We start from the raw sequence: 18,176 nt of genomic DNA on the forward strand, positions 1-18,176 counted from the left end.
GGCAAATCAAAATCGCGCGATCAGGTTATCATCGACTTTTCCAAGAGCAATCGGAATAGGTACAAAATCGTAATGTGCAGCGGATAGAATACGTAAAAAAAGCGCTTCAATTTCAGTTTCCCCCGCCTGCCGTTATAGAGTAAAATGAGCAGACAGGCAAAAAGGATGCACATAGTCGGCTGATTTCCAGTCGCCCCCATATATGCCAGAAGGAACAGCAGCACTTGATAGACCCGATGGCTGCGGCAGACGTAGAACGCGGATATGAACAGGATCCCCTGTATCCCGTAATCACAGCGTATCAGTTCAGCAATTACAGAAAAAAGCGCCACACTGACAACTTGCAAAACCACTGACTTAATTTTATCAGTGCGCACCTGTGATTTGCACGAGCATCTTTCGAGACACGCTAATGTCAATAAGCCTAAAAACAAAGTGAAAAATACATTTTGATATTTTAAATAAAACGGAAATGTACCCTCCATAAGCGAATATCTGCTAAAAAATCCTATATCAAAAGGTATTTCGGAGATTAGCGCAAATACAAGCATTAACCCGATATATCGCTTCTTGTTTCTAGTATGTTGGAAACCCTCTGCCAGCAAAAAGCAAAACAGCGGAAACGCGATTGTACCTATGCTCTGCAGATCAAATCGAATGAAATAATCAATTTTCTCAAACTGCTCCCAGGATAGTTTCCCGGTATCCACCATTACGCCCCAGTAATTTGATAAGAGCCACTGAAGGACGATTTTGCAGGTGTGGTCAATAACCATCGCCATAACAGCGATCATTTTCAAGGAATTTCCTGTCAGGAACTGTACTTGCTCCAAACGTCTATCCAGGCAGTCCGCGCCACCGTTTATTCTTTCAAATAGCACCTTCAAGTCTGGTTCCTCAAATCATCCCACGGCATCCCTGGATCGATTCACTCATAAAGTTTTTTATAGTACCCGCTGTACAGAGCGGCCACCGGGTTATGGCCCAGCACCCTGTCCTTAGCGATGAGGGTAGTCACCGGCGCGTCAGAATACTTGCTGAACAGGGCGTCATGGCCTACACACAAGCCGATAGCGATATTCAGATCCGTTTTTTCCCGGTTGAGCACCCGTGCCTGGAGGATGGGGTTGCACATGGTCTCCGGATGGGCCCCCTTGCAGATAGTGTCCTCAGGGGCTAGCCCCATATTCGCCTTGTCCTCTCCCCCTACCTTACACACCACACTGACATACTTAATTCCGTTTTTCTGCAAGATTTTGGCAAAGATCTTAGCTTCGTTAATCAGTCCAAAACAAGTGGCGATTCCTACCTTTTTGGCCCCGATCTCCTTGATAAACAGGACGGTTTCTTCTACACGGGTCTTGGTACAGTAATACCGCCCCTCGATTTGGGCGGCGGCCCGAGCCATTTTCCCGTCTATGGTGTCGCCGCCATAAATCTGGTCCAACTCAGCGGTTTCCCCCGCCTCCACACATCCGGTGGTCAAACAGAATTCCGGGTACTGTTCCCCCCGGTTTCGACAGTTGTACAGGCCGCAGTCCGTACAGCTCAACCTCCGCTTCCTCTCCCGCTCCATGTGTACGCTCCCCTTTCTTTTCTTTCTATGTCCCGCAACCCACGGGGCAACCCCGCTCCTGATACCTCAGGCGGAGTTTCTCCATCAATTCCCGGTCCGGGTCCAAATACAGCTTGTTGTCAAATCCGTCCATCAGGCCGATCTGTCCCTCCCACTCCAGGTCCGGGGACAGGTCCAGCTCAATCATGCCTGGGATGTGATAGGCCCGCAGCAGGTGGGCGGTATGGCTGTCCTCATTTCCCCGCATAGCCGCCAGTCCCACCAGCCAGCGGCGGTCCAACTCCATCACCTCGCTGGGGAAAAACTCCTCACAGACCAGGATGGTCCCCGGCCGGGTCAAGGGTGCCTTTGGCCGGCGACCCAGCAGCGCCCGGAGCATTCTGCGGGAGATGTCCCTCATATCCACCGATCTGGCCCGCATATAGGGGCTGTCCATCGCTCCAAAGGCGGCGGCCAGAGCATCCCCCGCCGCCTTGACAGCATATTCTGCCGTGGCCCCCTCCCTTTGTATCATGTCCGTTATGGTTCGGACAAGGTCCTCATCCTCCAGCAGCATAGCGTGGATGGCAAAAATAGAGGCTGTTTCCTCCCCCACCTCGGCAAAGGCACGGTCGTAGAGGGCAGCCAACTGCAGTACGGCCTGTCTCTGTCCTTGTTGGAATCGCTCCAGTTCCTCTTGGGGGCCGCGTTGAGAGCGGGGGGCTAACACAGGGGGCTCACGCCGGTAAAAGTGCAGTTGTCCAATGGCGATCTGCTCTGCGATGGATCTTCCAGTCAACTCCAGCATGCCCTCACCTCCCCGTTCTCCACTGGTATTTCTTTGATTATAGCCCCCCATTCTCCGTTTGTAAAGGCGAGGCGTGGCTGATTTTGCCCCTCTTGTCATCGAACTTCCCCCCTTTTTCTTCCCTCTGACTCAAAATTGCCGCTTTACGCTGATAAATTGCCGTGGTATAATGGACAAGCAGGTCCGTTCCTGTTCTTTTTTCCCGATTTTTCATAAGGAGGTCATCCCCGTGGTTTCTGAACGTATGCTTGGACTGGGCACCGCCCGGTCTGTGATCCGTGAGCTGTTTGAGTACGGCAAGCAGCGGGCCGCTGTTGTCGGCCCTGAAAACGTCTTTGATTTCTCGCTGGGCAATCCCAGCGTTCCCGCCCCCGACGCGGTCAACGAGACCGCCATCCGCATTCTGCGGGAACAGCCCGAACTGATCCACTGCTACACCAGCGCCCAGGGCGACGCACAGGCCCGCCAGCGATTCGCCGACTCCCTGAACCGCCGTTTTAGGGCCAGCTACACCGCCGACCAGCTCTATATCACCGTAGGGGCGGCCGCCTCTCTCTGCTGTGTCTTCGGCGGACTGACCTGCCCCGAGGACGAGTTCATCGTATTTGCCCCCTATTTCCCCGAATATAAGGTATTCATTGAAGGCGCGGGGGCCAAAATGGTACTCATTCCCCCGGAGATTGACCACTTCCAGATTGACTTTGAGGCCTTTGAAAAGGCTGTCGGCCCCCACACCAAGGGCGTGGTGGTCAACACCCCCAACAATCCATCCGGCGTAGTCTACTCCAAGGACACCCTGGAGCGGCTGGCCGCCGTCCTCACCGCCAAGAGTCAGGAGTACGGACACCCCATCTACCTCATCTCTGACGAGCCCTATCGTGAAATTGTATTCCAGGGCTTCGAGGTCCCCTGGGTCCCTCACATCTACCGGGACACTATCGTGTGCTACTCCTTCTCCAAGTCCCTGTCCCTCCCCGGCGAACGGCTGGGCTATGTGCTGGTCCCCGGTGACATCACCGACTCTGCCGAGGTCTACGCCGCCGTGGCAGGGGCGGGCCGCTCCCTGGGCTATGTGAACGCTCCCAGCCTGTTCCAGCAGGTGACCTCTCTGTGCTGCGATATGACCTCTGATTTGAAGGTGTACGAGGAGAACTGCCGGCTGCTCACCTCCTCCCTGCGGGAGATGGGGTACCATGTAGCCCAGCCCGGCGGCGCTTTCTACCTCTTCCCCCGGTCCCTGGAGCCCGATGATCTGGCTTTCAGCGAGCGGGCCAAGAAGTTCGACCTGCTGCTGGTCCCCGGCTCCGGCTTCGGCGCCCCCGGCCATGTGCGCATCGCCTACTGTGTCCAGACCGAGATGATCCAGCGGGCCCTGCCGAAATTCAAGGCTCTGGCTGACTCCTACCGATAAAATGACTGCCCCCTTCCGCCTAAGCGGGAGGGGGTCTTTTCATACCTTCTGTGTCCGTTCACCATTCGGATAGCCCCCCTCCCATTTGTCGGATTTTTGGTCATGGAGAGGACATAATTTCATGGAATTGCCCCCTGTTCAAAGCCCCTCTTTTCCTGTATGATAGGGATGTACGAAGTCTGAACAGTTTGATTCCCACAGGAGGAAATCAATATGAGAAAAACAAAGATCATCTGCACCCTGGGCCCCGCGGTGGACAGCGAGGATATGATTCGCACCCTGATCCGCTCCGGAATGGACGCGGCCCGGTTCAACTTCTCCCACGGCAGCCACCCGGAGCACCTGGAGCGGCTTAGTCTGCTCAAGGCTGTCCGTGACGCTATGGGCCGCCCGGTGGCCACAATTTTGGACACCAAAGGGCCGGAGATCCGCATCCGCAACTTCGACACCAAGTCCATTTCCCTGGAGGCGGGGGATACCTTCACTCTGACCACACGGGAGGAGGTGGGGGACCAGACGCATGTTTCTGTCAGCTATCCCAAGCTCCACCAGGAGGTGGCCCCCGGCCAGGAGATCCTCATTGACGACGGCCTAGTGGCCATCCGGGTGGATGAGATCCGGGGTGAGGACATCGTCTGCACAGTGGAGAACGGTGGTACTTTATCCGCCAATAAGTCCATCAATATCCCCGGCGTCCATATCCATCTGCCCGCCCTGACCGAGAAGGATGTGGCAGACATCCGATTCGGGGTGGAGAATGACTTTGACTTTATCGCTGCCTCCTTTGTCCGTCAGGCCAGCGATGTTGAGGCGGTCCGCCAGGTCCTTCAGGACTGTGGCGGGGAAAGTGTGAAGATCATCGCCAAGATCGAGAACCAGGAGGGCGTAGACAACATCGACGAGATCCTGGCCGCCGCCGACGGCATTATGGTGGCCCGGGGCGATCTGGGCGTAGAGATCCCCGCCGCCAAGGTACCCATCCTTCAGAAGAAAATCATCCGCAAGGGCCTTCAGGCAGGCAAGCCTGTCATCACCGCCACCCAGATGCTGGATTCCATGATGCGCAACCCCCGGCCCACCCGGGCAGAGGTGTCCGACGTGGCCAACGCCGTATTTGACGGCACAAGCTGCGTCATGCTGTCCGGCGAGACTGCTGGGGGCAAATATCCGGTGGAGGCCCTCACAGCTATGACAGGCATTGTGGAGGAGGCGGAGGCCTCCATTGACTACTGGCGCCACTTCCAAAAGCAGAGGGTGGTCCCGGCCAGCAACATTAACGACGCCATCACTCACACCTGCTGTTTGACCGCCAAGGACTTGGACGCCAAGGCCATCCTGGCGGCCACTAACTCCGGCCGTACCGCCCGGATGATCTGTCGGTTCCGCCCCTCCTGCCCCGTGGCCGCCCTGACCATGCATGAGAAGGTGCGCCGCCAGCTGAACATCTGCTGGGGTGTCATCCCCTTCCTCACCGGAGAGGTCAACTCCACTGACCGCATCTTCTCTCTGTCCGCCGAGGTGGCTCTGAAGGAACGGCTGGTCCAGGCTGGGGACACGGTCGTGATTACCGCTGGGGTCCCCCTGGGCAAGAGCGGCTCCACCAACCTGATTAAAGCCCAAGTCATCAGCGGGGAGGATCTCTGAGCATATCTTTCCTTTCCCTTTCGTACATCTGATCCGTCCAAGCTGTGCTTGGACGGATTTTTTACTTCTTAGCATCTTTCTTTCTCCTACTTGACAACAATGTAATCTTCTGTTATATTGATTAAGCAAATTTAATTAAATTTGATTAACTATTTAGGAGGCACCTGTTTTATGGACCTGCGTGACAGTCTGTGCAGATTTTATTATGACTCTACCGTCAGTGACCTGCGCCAAGTAAACAAGACTGGAGGAGGTGAGTTGTCCTATAACAGCATCATGTATTTGGATGTCATCTCCTATCAGCAGGCCCTGGGCGTGTGCACTGTCACCACCTTGGCAGACACCCTGCACATCTCTCGCGCGGCAGCCACCATCAAAGTCGGGGAACTGGTCAAACTGGGCCTGGTAACCAAAACCCGGAGCGAGGAGGATCGGCGTGTCAGCTACTTGTCAGTTACCGGGCCGGCCGCCTTGGCGCTAAAAGCCTATGACCGTCCGCTGGAGCGTGCGGCTCGTCAGGTGGAGGCCGCCTACTCCCAGGATGAAATTGACCTGTTCTGCGCGATTTTAGACATATTCAGCAAGGAGTATCAAAAGGATCTTTAATATGACACAGCAAGAACGTATTTTTATCACCCTTTCCCCTACCCGGCTCTTTTTCCGATGTGCTCTGCCCAGTATGGTCAGCATGGCGGTCACCTCGCTCTATACAGTAGTGGACGGCATCTTTGTGGGCCGCTATGTTGGGGCCGACGCCCTGGCCGCCGTTAACCTAGTCATGCCCCTGCTTTTAATCAGCTTTGCCCTGATCGATCTGGTAGCCGTGGGCTCTTCGGTCCAGATCGCGATTCGCCTGGGGGAGCAGAAGTCCGAGGAGGCCAGCCGTATTTTCAGCTTCTGCTCCAAGCTCATCCTTCTGCTCTCTCTTCTAATCGGAGCGGCGGGTTTCTTCTTGGCCGGGCCCGCAGTGGCACTCATGGGCGCGGAGCGTCAGGTCACCGCTATGGCAGTGGATTACCTGCGGGTCTATGCTCTGCTGGCCCCCTTTATCATGCTCTTTTTCGCATTGGACAACTATCTGCGCATCTGCGGCCGGGTCCGGTACAGCATGGGAATCAATGTGTTCACCTCCCTTGTGAACATTGTACTGGACGCTCTATTCCTTATTGTCTTCCGTTGGGGAGTGGCCGGGGCGGCCCTGGCTTCCTGCATTGGGATGGCCCTGGGCACAGTCCTTGGCCTGCTCCCCTTCCTACGAAAAAAACTGCCCCTACGCTTTGTCCGGGGCCGGGTACCTCTCCATCAGCTGGCTGCCCTGCTGGCAAATGGCAGCTCAGAATTCTTCTCCAGCATCGCCGGCTCGGTGCTCATGGTCATCCTCAACAGTGTACTGCTCCATCTGGCCGGCACCCCGGCGGTAAGCGCCTTTTCCATCGTGATGTATGTGGACAGCATCGTCGGCGCCCTCCTTTTCGGCATGGCCGACTCCATGCAGCCCGCCATCAGCTATAACTATGGTGCCGGCAGCCGTACCCGTATGTTCGCCCTGGAGAAGCGAGTCCTGACGGCGGCGGCGGCTATCTCCCTGGCTGTGCTGGTCTGGATGCAGCTCGGAGGCGAACAGGTCATCCCCCTGTTCCTCAAGGAGGAGGACTCAGCTCTGCTGGACATGACCCTGCGGGCCATGGAGCTCTTCTCCTTGTCCTATCTCCTTGGGTGGGTGAGCACCTGCCTCAGCTCCTTCTTTACCGCCCTGAATCGACCGGGGCTTTCCCTGGTCCTGGCGTTCAGCCGGACTCTTGTCTTCCCCCTCCTGTCCCTGCTTGTACTGCCCGGCGCCCTGGGGCTGGATGGGGTGTGGCTCATCTCCACCTCTACCGGAGTACTCACCGCCATTCTCTCCCTTCTCTTTCTTCTCCGTGTCCTCCGGCAGGAAAAGCTTCTGTCCCGGACGGCTTAACAAGCCTCCAAGCCATTTTGGCTTGGGGGCTTTCCTATTTCTCTATCCTCCAAAGTGCTGACATATGGTAATTCGATATCCTCCAGCCTCTCCCCCACAAAAATATTTTCTTTGATTTTTCCCCCTGTCTGTGCTAACATATCCTCCCGAATGGAGAGATGTGTGTTGCAAAAGCTCATAGTATTTTTACGGCGGGAAACGGTGCTGTCCATCGCCTGGCTGCTGGCGGCTGCCACAGCCTTTCTGGTCCCCCCGGACCGGGCCTATCTGGATTATATCGACGGCGGCACCCTGGGGCTACTCTTTTCTTTGATGGCGGTGATGGCAGGGCTCCAGGGGCTGGGTCTGTTCCGCCGTCTGGGTGAGCATCTGCTGGAGCGGACGGCCACGACCAGACAGTTGGAGGGTGCGCTCATCTTCCTGCCCTTCTTTTTCAGCATGGCGGTGACCAACGATGTGGCCCTTATCACCTTTGTTCCCTTCGCAATGGAGGTACTAGAGCTAGCCGGAGAGGAGGAGCGCCTGATCCCTGTGGTGGCCATGCAGACCATCGCCGCCAATCTAGGCAGTATGGCTACCCCCATCGGCAATCCCCAAAACCTGTACCTCTACTCCCACTATCAGATGAGCCTTGGGGAGTTTTTCCGGTCCATGCTCCCCCTCACCGCCGCCTCCGGTCTGCTGATTCTACTGTTCCTTCTGTGCCGCCGCTCCACCCCCTTGTCCCTACCCAAGCTGACACCTCCCGCGATTTCCGAAGGCAGGCGTCTGGGCTTTTACCTCATCCTCTTTGTCCTCTGTCTGGCCGCGGTGGCGAAAGCCCTGCCTGTGGCGCTGTTATGCGTACTGGTGGCCCTGCTCACTGCCCTGGTAGACCGCCGTGTGCTGGTCCGGGTGGACTGGTCCCTGCTGGCCACCTTTGTAGGCTTCTTTCTCTTTGTGGGCAACCTAAGCCGCCTGCCCGCCTGCCATGACTTTTTCCAGGCCGTCCTCGCTCACCATGAGGCGGTATGCGCCGTCCTGGCTAGCCAGGCGCTCAGTAATGTGCCCGCCGCCCTGCTGCTGTCTGGTTTTACAGACAACGGGACCGCACTACTGGTTGGCACTAATCTGGGGGGACTGGGTACGCTGATCGCCTCTATGGCCAGTTTGATTTCCTATAAGCAGGTGGTCCGCCGCTCTCCCCACAAAAAGGGAAAATACCTGTTGTGGTTCACTGCGGCCAATTTGGTTTTTCTGACAATACTGCTGGGTGGCTATCTCCTCCTGGCCGTGTGACAAAGGGACGTTCCCAGTGTCGGGAGCGTCCCTTCAATCATCCACTTGCAAATCTGCCGCTTTCCCACCCAGTCCCCGCAGCCCCCTTCATCGCCCTGTTTCCTGGCCCCTTCTGATCAGGAGAATCCCAGCTTGGAAAAACTTTTTGCCCAAACAATCAAATTCTCTCTTGACTTTATCGCTTTTGTGCGTTAAACTTTAACGCATCAAACCAATAAATCAAATGTGTTTGATGAGAGGACTGGTTCAAAATGGGTATCAAGCTGGGTATGTTGCTGGTGTTCTTCGCCGTCATGGTGGGCATCGGTCTGTATTGCCGGAAACACGCCACCGATGTCAGCGGCTTTGTGCTGGGTGGGCGGTCTGTCGGACCATGGCTCACCGCCTTCGCCTACGGCACCTCCTACTTCTCCGCCGTAGTCTTTGTGGGATACGCCGGGCAGTTTGGGTGGAAGTACGGTATTGCCGCCACCTGGGCGGGCATCGGCAACGCTATCCTGGGCTCTCTGTTGGCCTGGGTCGTGCTGGGCCGCCGGACTCGCATCATGACCCAGCACCTGGACTCCGCCACCATGCCCGAATTTTTTGGCAAGCGGTTTGGCTCCAGGTCCCTGAAGGTCGCCGCCTCAGTCATTATCTTCATCTTCCTTATCCCCTACACCGCCAGTCTGTACAACGGCCTGTCCAGGCTGTTCGGCATGGCCTTTGACATCGACTACTCCGTGTGTGTGGTAGTCATGGCAGTGCTCACTGGAGTGTATGTCATCGCCGGGGGCTATATGGCTACCGCCATCAACGACTTTATCCAGGGCATCATCATGATCTTCGGCATCGTGGCGGTGATCGCCGCCGTCCTGAACAGCCAGGGGGGCTTTCTGGCTGCCCTGGAGGGGCTGGCCCAGGTGAGCGACCCGGAGGTGTCCGCCGCCCCCGGCGTCTTCGCCTCCTTCTTCGGCCCCGACCCCCTGAACCTGCTGGGCGTGGTGGTCCTCACCTCCCTCGGCACCTGGGGACTGCCCCAGATGGTCCAGAAATTCTACGCCATCAAGAGCGAGAAGGCCATCGACACCGGCACGGTCATCTCCACCCTCTTTGCCGTCATCGTGGCCGGGGGCTGCTACTTCCTGGGGGGCTTTGGCCGGCTGTTCAGCGGCCAGATCGATATCGCCGCCAACGGCTATGACTCCGTCATCCCCACTATGCTGTCCGGCCTGCCAGACGTTCTGCTGGCGGTGGTGGTGGTCCTGGTGCTGTCCGCCTCCATGTCTACCCTGTCCTCCCTGGTGCTCACCTCCAGCTCTACGCTGACTCTGGATCTGCTGAAGGACCACGTCTGGAAGGACATGGACCAGAAGCGCCAGGTCTTTGTCATGCGCTGCCTCATCGTGGTGTTTATCGCCATCTCCGTGGTGCTGGCCATCATTCAATACAGGTCCAACGTCACCTTCATCGCCCAGCTCATGGGCGTCAGCTGGGGCGCCCTGGCCGGCGCCTTTCTGGCCCCCTTCCTTTTTGGCCTGTACTGGAAGAGGGCCACCAAGGCCGCCTGCTGGACCAGCTTCCTGTTTTCCACCGTCTTTATGCTGGCTGTCATCAGCCCTCTAAAGTCCGTCCTTCCCGCCCTCCTTCAGTCCCCCATCAACGCCGGGGCCTTCTGCATGGTCGCTGGACTTGTGATCGTTCCCCTGGTCTCCCTTTGCACCGCCAAGCCGGACCGTGCGCTGGTAGAGGACGCCTTCTCCTGCTACGACGAGAAGGTGCTGGTCCGGCAAAGCCAGGCCCTGGGGGACAAATAAATTCCCTCTTTGCAAAAAGGCAGGCGCTGTGGTATCCTAAATAAGCACACGACTCTGTCAGGGCCCACTTTGTGGGCCCTGACGGTATGTTCTATCCTCATTTCCGAAAGGAAGTTTTCTATGGTCGTCGATATCCATACCCACACCTTTCCGGAGCGCATCGCCGCCTCCACTATTCAAAAATTACAGGATATTTCCCACACCCGCCCCTTTACCGATGGGACAGAAGCGGGCCTGCGGGCCTCCATGGTCGCCGCTGGAGTAGATTTCTCCCTGGTCCTCCCCGTGGCCACCAGCCCCCGCCAAGTGGTCCACATCAATGACGCCTCCGCTCGCCTGAACAGCCAGGGGAATGGCATTCTCTCCTTCGGCTGTATGCACCCGGACTTCGACGGCTGGAAGGAGGAACTGGGACGGGTGGCCGCCCTAGGTATGAAGGGCATTAAGGTCCACCCCGTCTACCAGGGGGTGGACTTTGACGACCCCCGCTACCTGCGCATCCTGGACCGGTGCGGAGAGCTGGGCCTCATTGTGCTGACCCACGCCGGACTGGATATCGGCTTTCCCGGCCAAGTAAACTGCTCCCCAGAGATGGTCCTTCGGGCGGTGGAACAGGCAGGCCCCCTCCAGCTCATTCTGGCTCACATGGGTGGGTGGAGAAATTGGGACCAAGTGGAGGAGCTGCTGCCCCATACCCATGTCTATCTGGACACCGCCTACGCCCTGGGCCGGATTGCCCACAGGGGGGACGGCCACTTCGCTCCGGAGGAGCTGGCTCTAATGTCCAAGGCCCAGTTTCTGCGCATGGTGGACACCTTTGGCGCACACCGGATACTCTTCGGCACCGACAGCCCCTGGCGTGGGCAGGAAGAGGGCATCGCCCAGCTCCGGGCCCTGCCCCTAAGTCAGCCGGACCTGGAGGCCATTCTGGGCGGTAACGCCCAGAGGCTGCTAGGGCTGTCCTAAGGCGCCGGATATTTTTGATTAGGAGGTCTTTTCCATGAGTGATCTCACACAACCTATCACCAACCCGGAACTGGCCCAGGCGGTCGCTGATATGGCCGCCCAGGGCAGCCGGGCGAGCCGGGAGGCAGTGCTGGACATCGTCATCTCCAAGGCCCGTTTTTTGGCCCCGGTGACCATCTCTCCCGCCCCGGAGCAGCAGGAGAGCGCCCCACTGGGGGAGGGCACTGCCATCCAGTTCCAACTGCTGTCCAACCAGGAGGGGCAGCCCTTTTTCCCCGCCTTCACCTGCTGGGAGGAGCTGCGCAAGCTGTGCGGCCCCAAAAACCAGCAAACCCTGGTCCTCACCTTTGACGACTATGCCGCCATGGTCCTGCGGGACAACCGGGCGGCGGGCTTTGTGGTGGACCCCTTTGGCTCCTGCCTGTCCTTCGACCGGGCCATGATGGAACATCTGGCAGCCAGGAAGCAGGACCGGCATTGAACAGAACAGAGCCCCTGTCTTATGACAGGGGCTCTGTTTTTCCGCCCGGGAGCAACACCCAGTAGTCCAGTCTCTGGTCTTGGTCCGGCGATCTGCCGTCAGGTGTGAAGTGGAAGTCGATAGTATTCCCCCAAAACCACCGCCGGAACAGGGCGTGGCACCAGGTACCATTCAAATCCTGAAACCGGACCGAGATATAACTGCTCCCATCCTCCGCCGCATAGAAAATTGTATCCTCGTCCCAGTCCGCCTCCTCTGCCATCATGGACCAGATCTGGTACCGCTCCATCACATCCAGGACATCGGCATCCAGGGCACGGTAGGGGCCCCCTGCCAGAAGAAAGGCAGCCAGGGCGGCGGCCGCTGCCCAGCCCAGGACAGTTTTCCTGTCCCCGCTCCGTGACGTCCCCGGCCCGGAGCTTCTGTAATCGGGCTGCCAGTTGGCAGCCTGCCGGACACGGAGGGCTGCGTCACACTCTCCGAAGGAGGTAACCCCACCCCATACTGGGCGGTCGCTGGCAAGCTCTACCAGAGTCCGGGCATAGCTCCGCCGGCCCTCCAAGTCCAGCTGCTCCAGCACCCCCTGATCACAAGCCAGCTCCATGTCTAAGCGGAAGGCCCGGTAGGCCAGCCACACCAGGGGATTCCAGAAATTGAGGATCCAGACCGCAGAAGCAATCCCCTGGAGCCAGGGATGGCGTTGTTTCACATGCTCTCGCTCATGGATGAGCACCAATTTCATCTGCTCGCCGGTCAGCTCTCTCTGAAGCAGGATGTCATGTCCGCCCTTGCGCCGGAGCACAAAGCTGGTGGGCAGGTCCGGACACAGCTTGATGCTCTGGCCCTCGGCCATGGTCAGCCCCAGCCGTTCATAGTCCTCCGTTTCCAGCGCCCTCCCCTGGCTGGCCAGTTTCCTGACTCCCCGGTCTGACCAGCGAGCCAGGCTAAAAATCACCACAAAATAGGCCGCTCCCAGCAGCACCAGAAGCACCATCCCCTGCCAGGACACCTGGATGGGAATGGAAAAGCCCCCAGGCAGGGCAAGGTGATAGGTCCCCTCCCCAGTAATCTCAGGCAAATACATAGGGAAATGGTCAAAGCCGCTGTCGCAATAAGTCCGGGGAGTCAGGAAAGAGCGGAGGGTGAAGGGCAGGGGCACCCAGTCAAGCAGGTTTATCCACTGGGGCAAGCAGAAGGACAGCCACACCACCCCCCACAGGGCTACCCGTTGCCGGGGCTCCAGGAACCGCCGGGTCATGGGTCTCAGGGCCAGAAGGGCGGCCAAGGCCATTCCCAGGTAAATACTCCAATTGAGCATCTGCAGCATGGCGCACCAGCAGAACCGCGCCACAAGCTCCACGGCTTTATCCCTCCCCCATTTTCTCGTCGATCAGCTCCTTCAGCTCCTCCGCCTCCTGGGCGGTAAGCTTTCGGCCGCTGAGGAAGGCGGTCATAAACAGGGGCAGTCCCCCTGCCCGCCTCACCAACTCCTCCCCTTGGGCCCGGATGACCTCCTCCCGGGTAACCAGAGGGGTAACCACTGTGTTCTGGTGGCGCACTAAGCCCTTATTCTTTAGCCGCCGCAGAACGGTGTAGGTAGTGCTCTTGTTCCAGTCCAGCCGCTCTCCGCACAGGGAAACCAGTTGGGTGGAGCTTACCGGCCCGCTGTCCCACAGCACCTCCATCACGCGGTATTCCCCCTCAAACAGCTTTTCCACAGACTCACCTTCTTAAGTTTATCACAATAAACCTCTCTCAATTAAGTTTACTATAATAAACCTCCTGTGTCAAGGTAAGTTTTTCCAAAGGGGCAGAGCTTTCTCGGACGGTCCCCAGTCCTGTCAGGGCAAAACGTCTTGCGTTTTGCCAGCGACAGTGTTATACTGTCGCAGCATTGGACGAAAGCATATACAAGGAGGACCCGTATGGAAACCAAACCGCTCTCCGCCATGCCCAAGTTGAAAACGAATCTGGACACTGACTTTCTTAAACTGATCGCCATTCTTTCCATGGTCATTGACCATGTGGGCACCGCCTTTTTTCCGGAGTACCCCGTCTTTCGATGGGTGGGGCGGCTGGCCTTCCCCATCTTCGCCTACTGTCTGACAGTGGGTCTGCTGTACACCCGCGACATCAGGAAATACCTCCTGCGGCTGGGGGCCTTCGCCCTGATTTCCCAGCCCTTCTACATCTTTGCCTTTCACCCCTGGGACTGGCAAGCGGAGTGGATGAATATGAACATCTTTTTCACGCTGCTGGTGAGCCTGCTAGCCCTGTGGGGAGTCCATACCAGACGGTGGTGGCTGTTCCTCGCCCTATTCCTGCTGGCCAGCTTTGTCAATTTTGATTACTCGGCCAACGGCATCGTGCTGATGCTCATTTTCTATCTGTGTCGAAACAGACGCGTCCTGGGGGCGGCCGTCTATGTGCTCTTCTGGCTGCCTGCCCTGTGGGGCGGACAAATGGAGGATCCCCTCAGTGTGAAAATCGCCGGACACGCCATCAACTGGACCATCTTCGCTGTCCTGTCTGCCTTTCCCATCTTTCTCCCCACCCACACAGGCATCAAGGTGCCAAAGTGGTTTTTCTATGCCTTCTATCCTGCCCATTTGGCAGCCATTGGCCTGGCGAGAGTGATACTAAATGTATAAATTTACAAAAAAGCTCCGCTTTGAAATCACTCAAAGCGGAGCTTTTTTCTCCAAAACACAGTCCGGTCATACAGGCCCGCTCCCATCAGCAGTATGCCAATCAGCAGCACAATCACAGAGAGCATTTTACATCCCCTCGTTCCGTTGCAGCCCTTCCCCTCTTGTGATATAATGGTATCAGACACCCCAAATCATCTCTTAGGAGCGAATTATGATCAGAGCTTTACAGACGGAGGATATCAGCGCTGTGTCCGCTATCTGGCTCAATACCAATCTCTCAGCCCACGCTTTTATTCCTTCCCAATATTGGGAAGGCCAGTTGTCCGAAGTAACGGAGGCCCTTGCCCAAGCCGAGGTCTATCTTTGTGAGAGAGAGGGAGCCATACAGGGCTTCGTGGGCCTCAACGGCAGTTACATAGAGGGAATATTTATCCGCCAGGAGGCCCAATCCCAAGGGGTTGGGAAACGGCTGCTGGACTTTGTAAAGGCCCGCAAAGACCGACTGGAGCTAAACGTATACCAGAAAAATTCCAGAGCGGTCGCCTTTTATCAGAGGGAACGGTTCGTGATACAGCGGGAAGGGCTGGATGAGCATACCGGAGAGATGGAATATCGGATGGTGTGGACTCGATAAGGCCAGCATGGATCTTCTATCATTATGGACCCGCCCGAAGACAAATCCTTCCTTTCACAACGGCAGAGGCCGCCCAATGGGCGGCCTCTGCCGTTGTGAAAGGTTTGGACACCCCGTCCTTACAGGTTGTTCATCTCCTCCTGGTCCACCGTCTTGATGCTTCGGGACGCAAGGGCGGCGGCAGCCGCCTCGTTGTCGGCCACCCGGAATACCATATAGGCGTTGGTGGTATCCTTACCGCCCAGGAAAGCGTACATATACTCCACATTGACTTTGGCATCGGTGAGTACCTGGAGCACTTTGTTCAGTCCGCCGGGCACATCAGGGATGGCTACCCCCAGCACAGGGGTGATATTGTGGACATAGCCCGCCTCCTTCAGTACCGTGGCGGCCTTATAGACATCATCCACGATCACGCGGGCCACACCGAAGTCGCTGCTCTCGGCCACATTCAGGGCCCTCATATCGATCTGGTTCTGAGCCAGCACCCCGGTCATGGCATACAGGGCGCCCGGCTTGTTTTCCACAAAGACGGAGATCTGCTTGATATTCATACCGCTTTCCTCCTTTAGTTTCAAATCTTGCGCTTGTCGATGACGCGCACCGCCTTGCCCTCGCTACGGACGATAGATTTGGGGGCTACCAGGGTGACCTTGGCGGCCAGTCCCAGCATGGACCGCAGCCCATCCACCAGTTCCTTCTGGCGGCGGCTGATCTCGCCCAGATTGTCGGTGAACATCTCGGGGGTCATCTCCACCTGAACGTCCAGAGTATCGGTGGACTTCACTCGGTCCACGATGATCTGGTAGTTTGCGGGGTAGCCATGGTTGAGGAGCACGGTCTCGATCTGGGAGGGGAACACATTGACACCCCGGATGATAAGCATATCGTCGGTGCGGCCGCGGGGCTTCGTCATCTTCACATGAGTGCGGCCGCAGGGGCAAGGCTCATGACTGAGCACGCAGATGTCCCGGGTACGGTAGCGCAGCAGGGGGAACGCCTCCTTGGTAATGGAGGTAAATACTAGCTCGCCCTGGCTGCCCTCGGGCAGCACCTCGCCGGTGTCCGGGTCGATGATCTCCGCGATAAAGTGATCCTCATTAATATGCATCCCAGACTGGGCGGAGCACTCGAAGGCCACACCGGGGCCGGACAGCTCCGTCAAGCCGTATATATCATAGGCTTTAATACCCAGTGTATTCTGGATGTCTTGGCGCATCTCCTCGCTCCACGCCTCGGCCCCAAAGATGCCCGCCTTCAGGGGAATCTGGTCGGGGGTCAGGCCCATCTCTTTCATAGACTCGCCCAGGTAAGCCGCGTAGGAGGGGGTGCAGCACAGAATGGTGGCGTTTAAGTCCCGGATAAACATGATCTGCCGCTCCGTATTGCCGGAGGAGGTGGGGATGGTCAGACAGCCAACCTTGTGGCTGCCGCCGTTGAGTCCGGGTCCGCCAGTAAACAGGCCGTAGCCGTAGGACACCTGGCACACGTCCTCGTTGGTGCCGCCGGCGGCCACGATGGCCCGTGCACAGCAGTCCTCCCACAGGTCGATATCGTGCTGGGTGTAGAAAGCCACCACCCGCTTGCCAGTGGTGCCAGAGGTGGACTGGATACGCACGCAGTCCTTCAGGGGTTTGGCCACTAGTCCGTAGGGATATGCCTCCCGCAGGTCGGCCTTGGTGACAAAGGGCAGCTTATGCAGGTCATCCACACCCTTGATGTCGTCAGGAGTCAGCCCCTTCTCCTCCATCTTCTTGCGGTAGTAAGGCACGTTGTCCCAGACGTGTTTCACCTGCTTGACCAGGCGCTCGTCCTGCCAAGCGCGGATCTGCTCCTGGGACGCGGTTTCGATCTCTGGCTGGTAATATCTCTCCATGGGTATCAGTCCTTTCCAGTTTTCTCTCGTGCTTTCCAGCTTCTTTTGATTCTTGCGTTCAGAAAGGCCCAATCCTGACAAATCTTCCAGGACAAATTGGGCGGCATATCAAAAAATATGGAAAAATAGAAGGGCGGCGGCAATCGCCGCCCTTTTGTTCCTGACATACAGGGCCGATTCAGGCATCCCCGCTCAACCTCTGCCCCAGGGCCACTCCCAGCAGGCACAGCGCCACGCTTAGAAACATATATCCCCCGCACAGAAGCCACTTTCCCCGCTCCAGCAGGGTGAAGCTCTCCAGAGAAAAAGTAGAGAAGGTGGTAAAGCCGCCGCACACCCCAGTCTTCCAGAACAGAGTCCAGCTGGGGGAAAGGCGGCGCGGCCCGGCCAGTCCGACGACAAAGCCGATGGCCAGAGCCCCCAGGAAGTTAGTACACAGGGTGAGCAGGGGGAACTCCCCCCGCCATGGCAGCAGGCTTATCCCATAGCGGCCAGCGGCACCCAAGGCGCCGCCCGCGGCAACCATTAAACCGCCCAACCCCATCAGGCGTTCTTCCCCAGCTCAAACGCTCTCTTATTCAGTTCCAGGAACTTTGGGGGCACCATGGCCTCCAGGGACTTGTGCCACGCCTCCTCGGGCAGTTCGAAGTAGTGGGACAGGCGGCCCATCAGGACGATGTTCACCGCCTTGGAGGAGCCAGCTTCCTCGGCCAAAGCCAAGCAGTCAAGGGCGTCCACCTTGGCGCCGGCGGCCTTCATCTTCTCCACCAAATTTTCGGGGTACTGGGCCGCGCCGGTGATGACGGGCATAGGATCGATCTGCTGGGTAGAGGTGACAATCTGTCCATCTGGCTTCAGGTAGGCCAGCCAGCGGGCGGCCTCCAGCAGCTCGAAGGACACGATATAGTCCGCTTCTCCCTTGTCAATGACGGGGGAGCACACCTTTTCCCCGTAGCGCACATAGGTGACCACGCTTCCGCCCCGCTGGGACATGCCGTGGACCTCGGACACCTTCACGTCATAGCCCTGCTCCATCAGCAGGTGGCCCAGCAGCTTGCTGGCTAACAGGGAGCCCTGTCCCCCTACGCCCACGATCATAATATTCTTGGTTTCCAT

The 18,176-nt window shown here is 57.7% G+C and carries 21 protein-coding genes; 10 read left to right on the forward strand and 11 right to left on the reverse strand.

All coding sequences use genetic code 11. The features are described 5' to 3' along the window. Window positions 1–20: 20 nt before the first annotated feature. The 4 genes from MCG44_RS11895 to MCG44_RS11910 are packed head-to-tail and all read right to left on the reverse strand — an operon-like array spanning window position 21 to window position 2,577. Window positions 21–881, reverse strand: a complete 861-nt coding sequence (locus tag MCG44_RS11895; protein WP_240288922.1) for a TraX family protein — start codon at window positions 879–881, stop codon at window positions 21–23. Between the two features lie 47 nt (window positions 882–928). Further along, window positions 929–1,576 carry a DUF1847 domain-containing protein gene (locus MCG44_RS11900; protein WP_240288422.1) on the reverse strand — a complete coding sequence of 216 codons (648 nt, stop codon included), beginning with the start codon at window positions 1,574–1,576 and terminating at the stop codon, window positions 929–931. Between the two features lie 25 nt (window positions 1,577–1,601). Beyond that, the gene (locus MCG44_RS11905; RefSeq protein WP_240288424.1) at window positions 1,602–2,363 is read right to left on the reverse strand and encodes a phosphoenolpyruvate-utilizing N-terminal domain-containing protein; all 762 of its coding nucleotides are present in this window, start codon (window positions 2,361–2,363) and stop codon (window positions 1,602–1,604) included. 37 nt (window positions 2,364–2,400) lie between these two features. Further along, complete coding sequence (locus MCG44_RS11910; protein ID WP_186851830.1) at window positions 2,401–2,577, reverse strand: hypothetical protein; 177 nt, start codon at window positions 2,575–2,577, stop codon at window positions 2,401–2,403. 15 nt (window positions 2,578–2,592) lie between these two features. On the opposite strand from MCG44_RS11910, the gene MCG44_RS11915 reads away from it, so the two are divergent. From MCG44_RS11915 to MCG44_RS11930, 4 genes are all read left to right on the forward strand, one after another. Continuing rightward, window positions 2,593–3,774, forward strand: a complete 1,182-nt coding sequence (locus MCG44_RS11915) for a pyridoxal phosphate-dependent aminotransferase (RefSeq protein WP_240288425.1) — start codon at window positions 2,593–2,595, stop codon at window positions 3,772–3,774. Window positions 3,775–3,987: 213 nt separating this feature from the next. Beyond that, window positions 3,988–5,418, forward strand: a complete 1,431-nt coding sequence (gene pyk / locus MCG44_RS11920; RefSeq protein ID WP_186851829.1) for a pyruvate kinase — start codon at window positions 3,988–3,990, stop codon at window positions 5,416–5,418. A 171-nt stretch (window positions 5,419–5,589) separates the two neighbouring features. Next, the gene (locus tag MCG44_RS11925; protein ID WP_147573206.1) at window positions 5,590–6,024 is read left to right on the forward strand and encodes a MarR family winged helix-turn-helix transcriptional regulator; all 435 of its coding nucleotides are present in this window, start codon (window positions 5,590–5,592) and stop codon (window positions 6,022–6,024) included. 1 nt (window position 6,025) lies between these two features. After that, window positions 6,026–7,378, forward strand: a complete 1,353-nt coding sequence (locus MCG44_RS11930) for an MATE family efflux transporter (protein ID WP_186851828.1) — start codon at window positions 6,026–6,028, stop codon at window positions 7,376–7,378. On the opposite strand, the gene MCG44_RS11935 is transcribed toward MCG44_RS11930, so the two are convergent. Beyond that, a complete protein-coding gene (locus MCG44_RS11935) occupies window positions 7,375–7,518 on the reverse strand; it encodes a hypothetical protein (RefSeq protein ID WP_240288427.1) in 144 nt (47 codons plus the stop codon). The genes MCG44_RS11930 and MCG44_RS11935 overlap by 4 nt on opposite strands. Window positions 7,519–7,540: 22 nt before the next feature. Here MCG44_RS11935 and MCG44_RS11940 point away from each other — a divergent pair, with 22 nt between their 5' ends. The 4 genes from MCG44_RS11940 (at window position 7,541) to MCG44_RS11955 (ending at window position 11,899) form a co-directional block, all read left to right on the forward strand. Then, complete coding sequence (locus MCG44_RS11940) at window positions 7,541–8,656, forward strand: SLC13 family permease (protein ID WP_412531145.1); 1,116 nt, start codon at window positions 7,541–7,543, stop codon at window positions 8,654–8,656. 251 nt (window positions 8,657–8,907) lie between these two features. After that, window positions 8,908–10,452 (forward strand): sodium:solute symporter family protein, encoded by a 1,545-nt coding sequence (locus tag MCG44_RS11945; RefSeq protein WP_147573201.1) that lies wholly within the window; start codon window positions 8,908–8,910, stop codon window positions 10,450–10,452. A 120-nt stretch (window positions 10,453–10,572) separates the two neighbouring features. Continuing rightward, entirely contained in the window at window positions 10,573–11,418 is an 846-nt protein-coding gene (locus tag MCG44_RS11950; RefSeq protein ID WP_240288431.1) for an amidohydrolase family protein, read from the forward strand. A 34-nt stretch (window positions 11,419–11,452) separates the two neighbouring features. Beyond that, the gene (locus tag MCG44_RS11955; RefSeq protein ID WP_240288433.1) at window positions 11,453–11,899 is read left to right on the forward strand and encodes an SseB family protein; all 447 of its coding nucleotides are present in this window, start codon (window positions 11,453–11,455) and stop codon (window positions 11,897–11,899) included. A 19-nt stretch (window positions 11,900–11,918) separates the two neighbouring features. On the opposite strand, the gene MCG44_RS11960 is transcribed toward MCG44_RS11955, so the two are convergent. Together MCG44_RS11960 and MCG44_RS11965 are read right to left on the reverse strand one after the other, a co-directional pair. Next, entirely contained in the window at window positions 11,919–13,259 is a 1,341-nt protein-coding gene (locus MCG44_RS11960; RefSeq protein WP_240288435.1) for a M56 family metallopeptidase, read from the reverse strand. A 4-nt stretch (window positions 13,260–13,263) separates the two neighbouring features. Next, window positions 13,264–13,617 (reverse strand): BlaI/MecI/CopY family transcriptional regulator, encoded by a 354-nt coding sequence (locus MCG44_RS11965; protein WP_240288437.1) that lies wholly within the window; start codon window positions 13,615–13,617, stop codon window positions 13,264–13,266. Between the two features lie 207 nt (window positions 13,618–13,824). On the opposite strand from MCG44_RS11965, the gene MCG44_RS11970 reads away from it, so the two are divergent. Both MCG44_RS11970 and MCG44_RS11975 read left to right on the forward strand, forming a co-directional pair. Then, window positions 13,825–14,550, forward strand: a complete 726-nt coding sequence (locus MCG44_RS11970) for a TraX family protein (protein ID WP_240288439.1) — start codon at window positions 13,825–13,827, stop codon at window positions 14,548–14,550. Between the two features lie 211 nt (window positions 14,551–14,761). After that, the gene (locus MCG44_RS11975; protein WP_147573191.1) at window positions 14,762–15,184 is read left to right on the forward strand and encodes a GNAT family N-acetyltransferase; all 423 of its coding nucleotides are present in this window, start codon (window positions 14,762–14,764) and stop codon (window positions 15,182–15,184) included. A 119-nt stretch (window positions 15,185–15,303) separates the two neighbouring features. Here the strand turns inward: MCG44_RS11975 and MCG44_RS11980 are convergent, their stop codons facing one another. The 4 genes from MCG44_RS11980 to MCG44_RS11995 form a co-directional block, all read right to left on the reverse strand. Next, the gene (locus MCG44_RS11980; RefSeq protein WP_147573189.1) at window positions 15,304–15,738 is read right to left on the reverse strand and encodes an ACT domain-containing protein; all 435 of its coding nucleotides are present in this window, start codon (window positions 15,736–15,738) and stop codon (window positions 15,304–15,306) included. A 20-nt stretch (window positions 15,739–15,758) separates the two neighbouring features. Further along, window positions 15,759–17,060: a phenylacetate--CoA ligase family protein gene (locus tag MCG44_RS11985; RefSeq protein WP_147573188.1), complete on the reverse strand. Its 1,302-nt coding sequence runs from the start codon at window positions 17,058–17,060 to the stop codon at window positions 15,759–15,761. Between the two features lie 178 nt (window positions 17,061–17,238). After that, complete coding sequence (gene crcB, locus MCG44_RS11990) at window positions 17,239–17,604, reverse strand: fluoride efflux transporter CrcB (RefSeq protein ID WP_412531146.1); 366 nt, start codon at window positions 17,602–17,604, stop codon at window positions 17,239–17,241. Beyond that, window positions 17,604–18,176 carry an indolepyruvate oxidoreductase subunit beta gene (locus MCG44_RS11995; protein ID WP_147573184.1) on the reverse strand — a complete coding sequence of 191 codons (573 nt, stop codon included), beginning with the start codon at window positions 18,174–18,176 and terminating at the stop codon, window positions 17,604–17,606. The genes crcB and MCG44_RS11995 overlap by 1 nt, the downstream gene beginning before the upstream one ends.

The organism is Lawsonibacter sp. OA9, assembly GCF_022440585.1.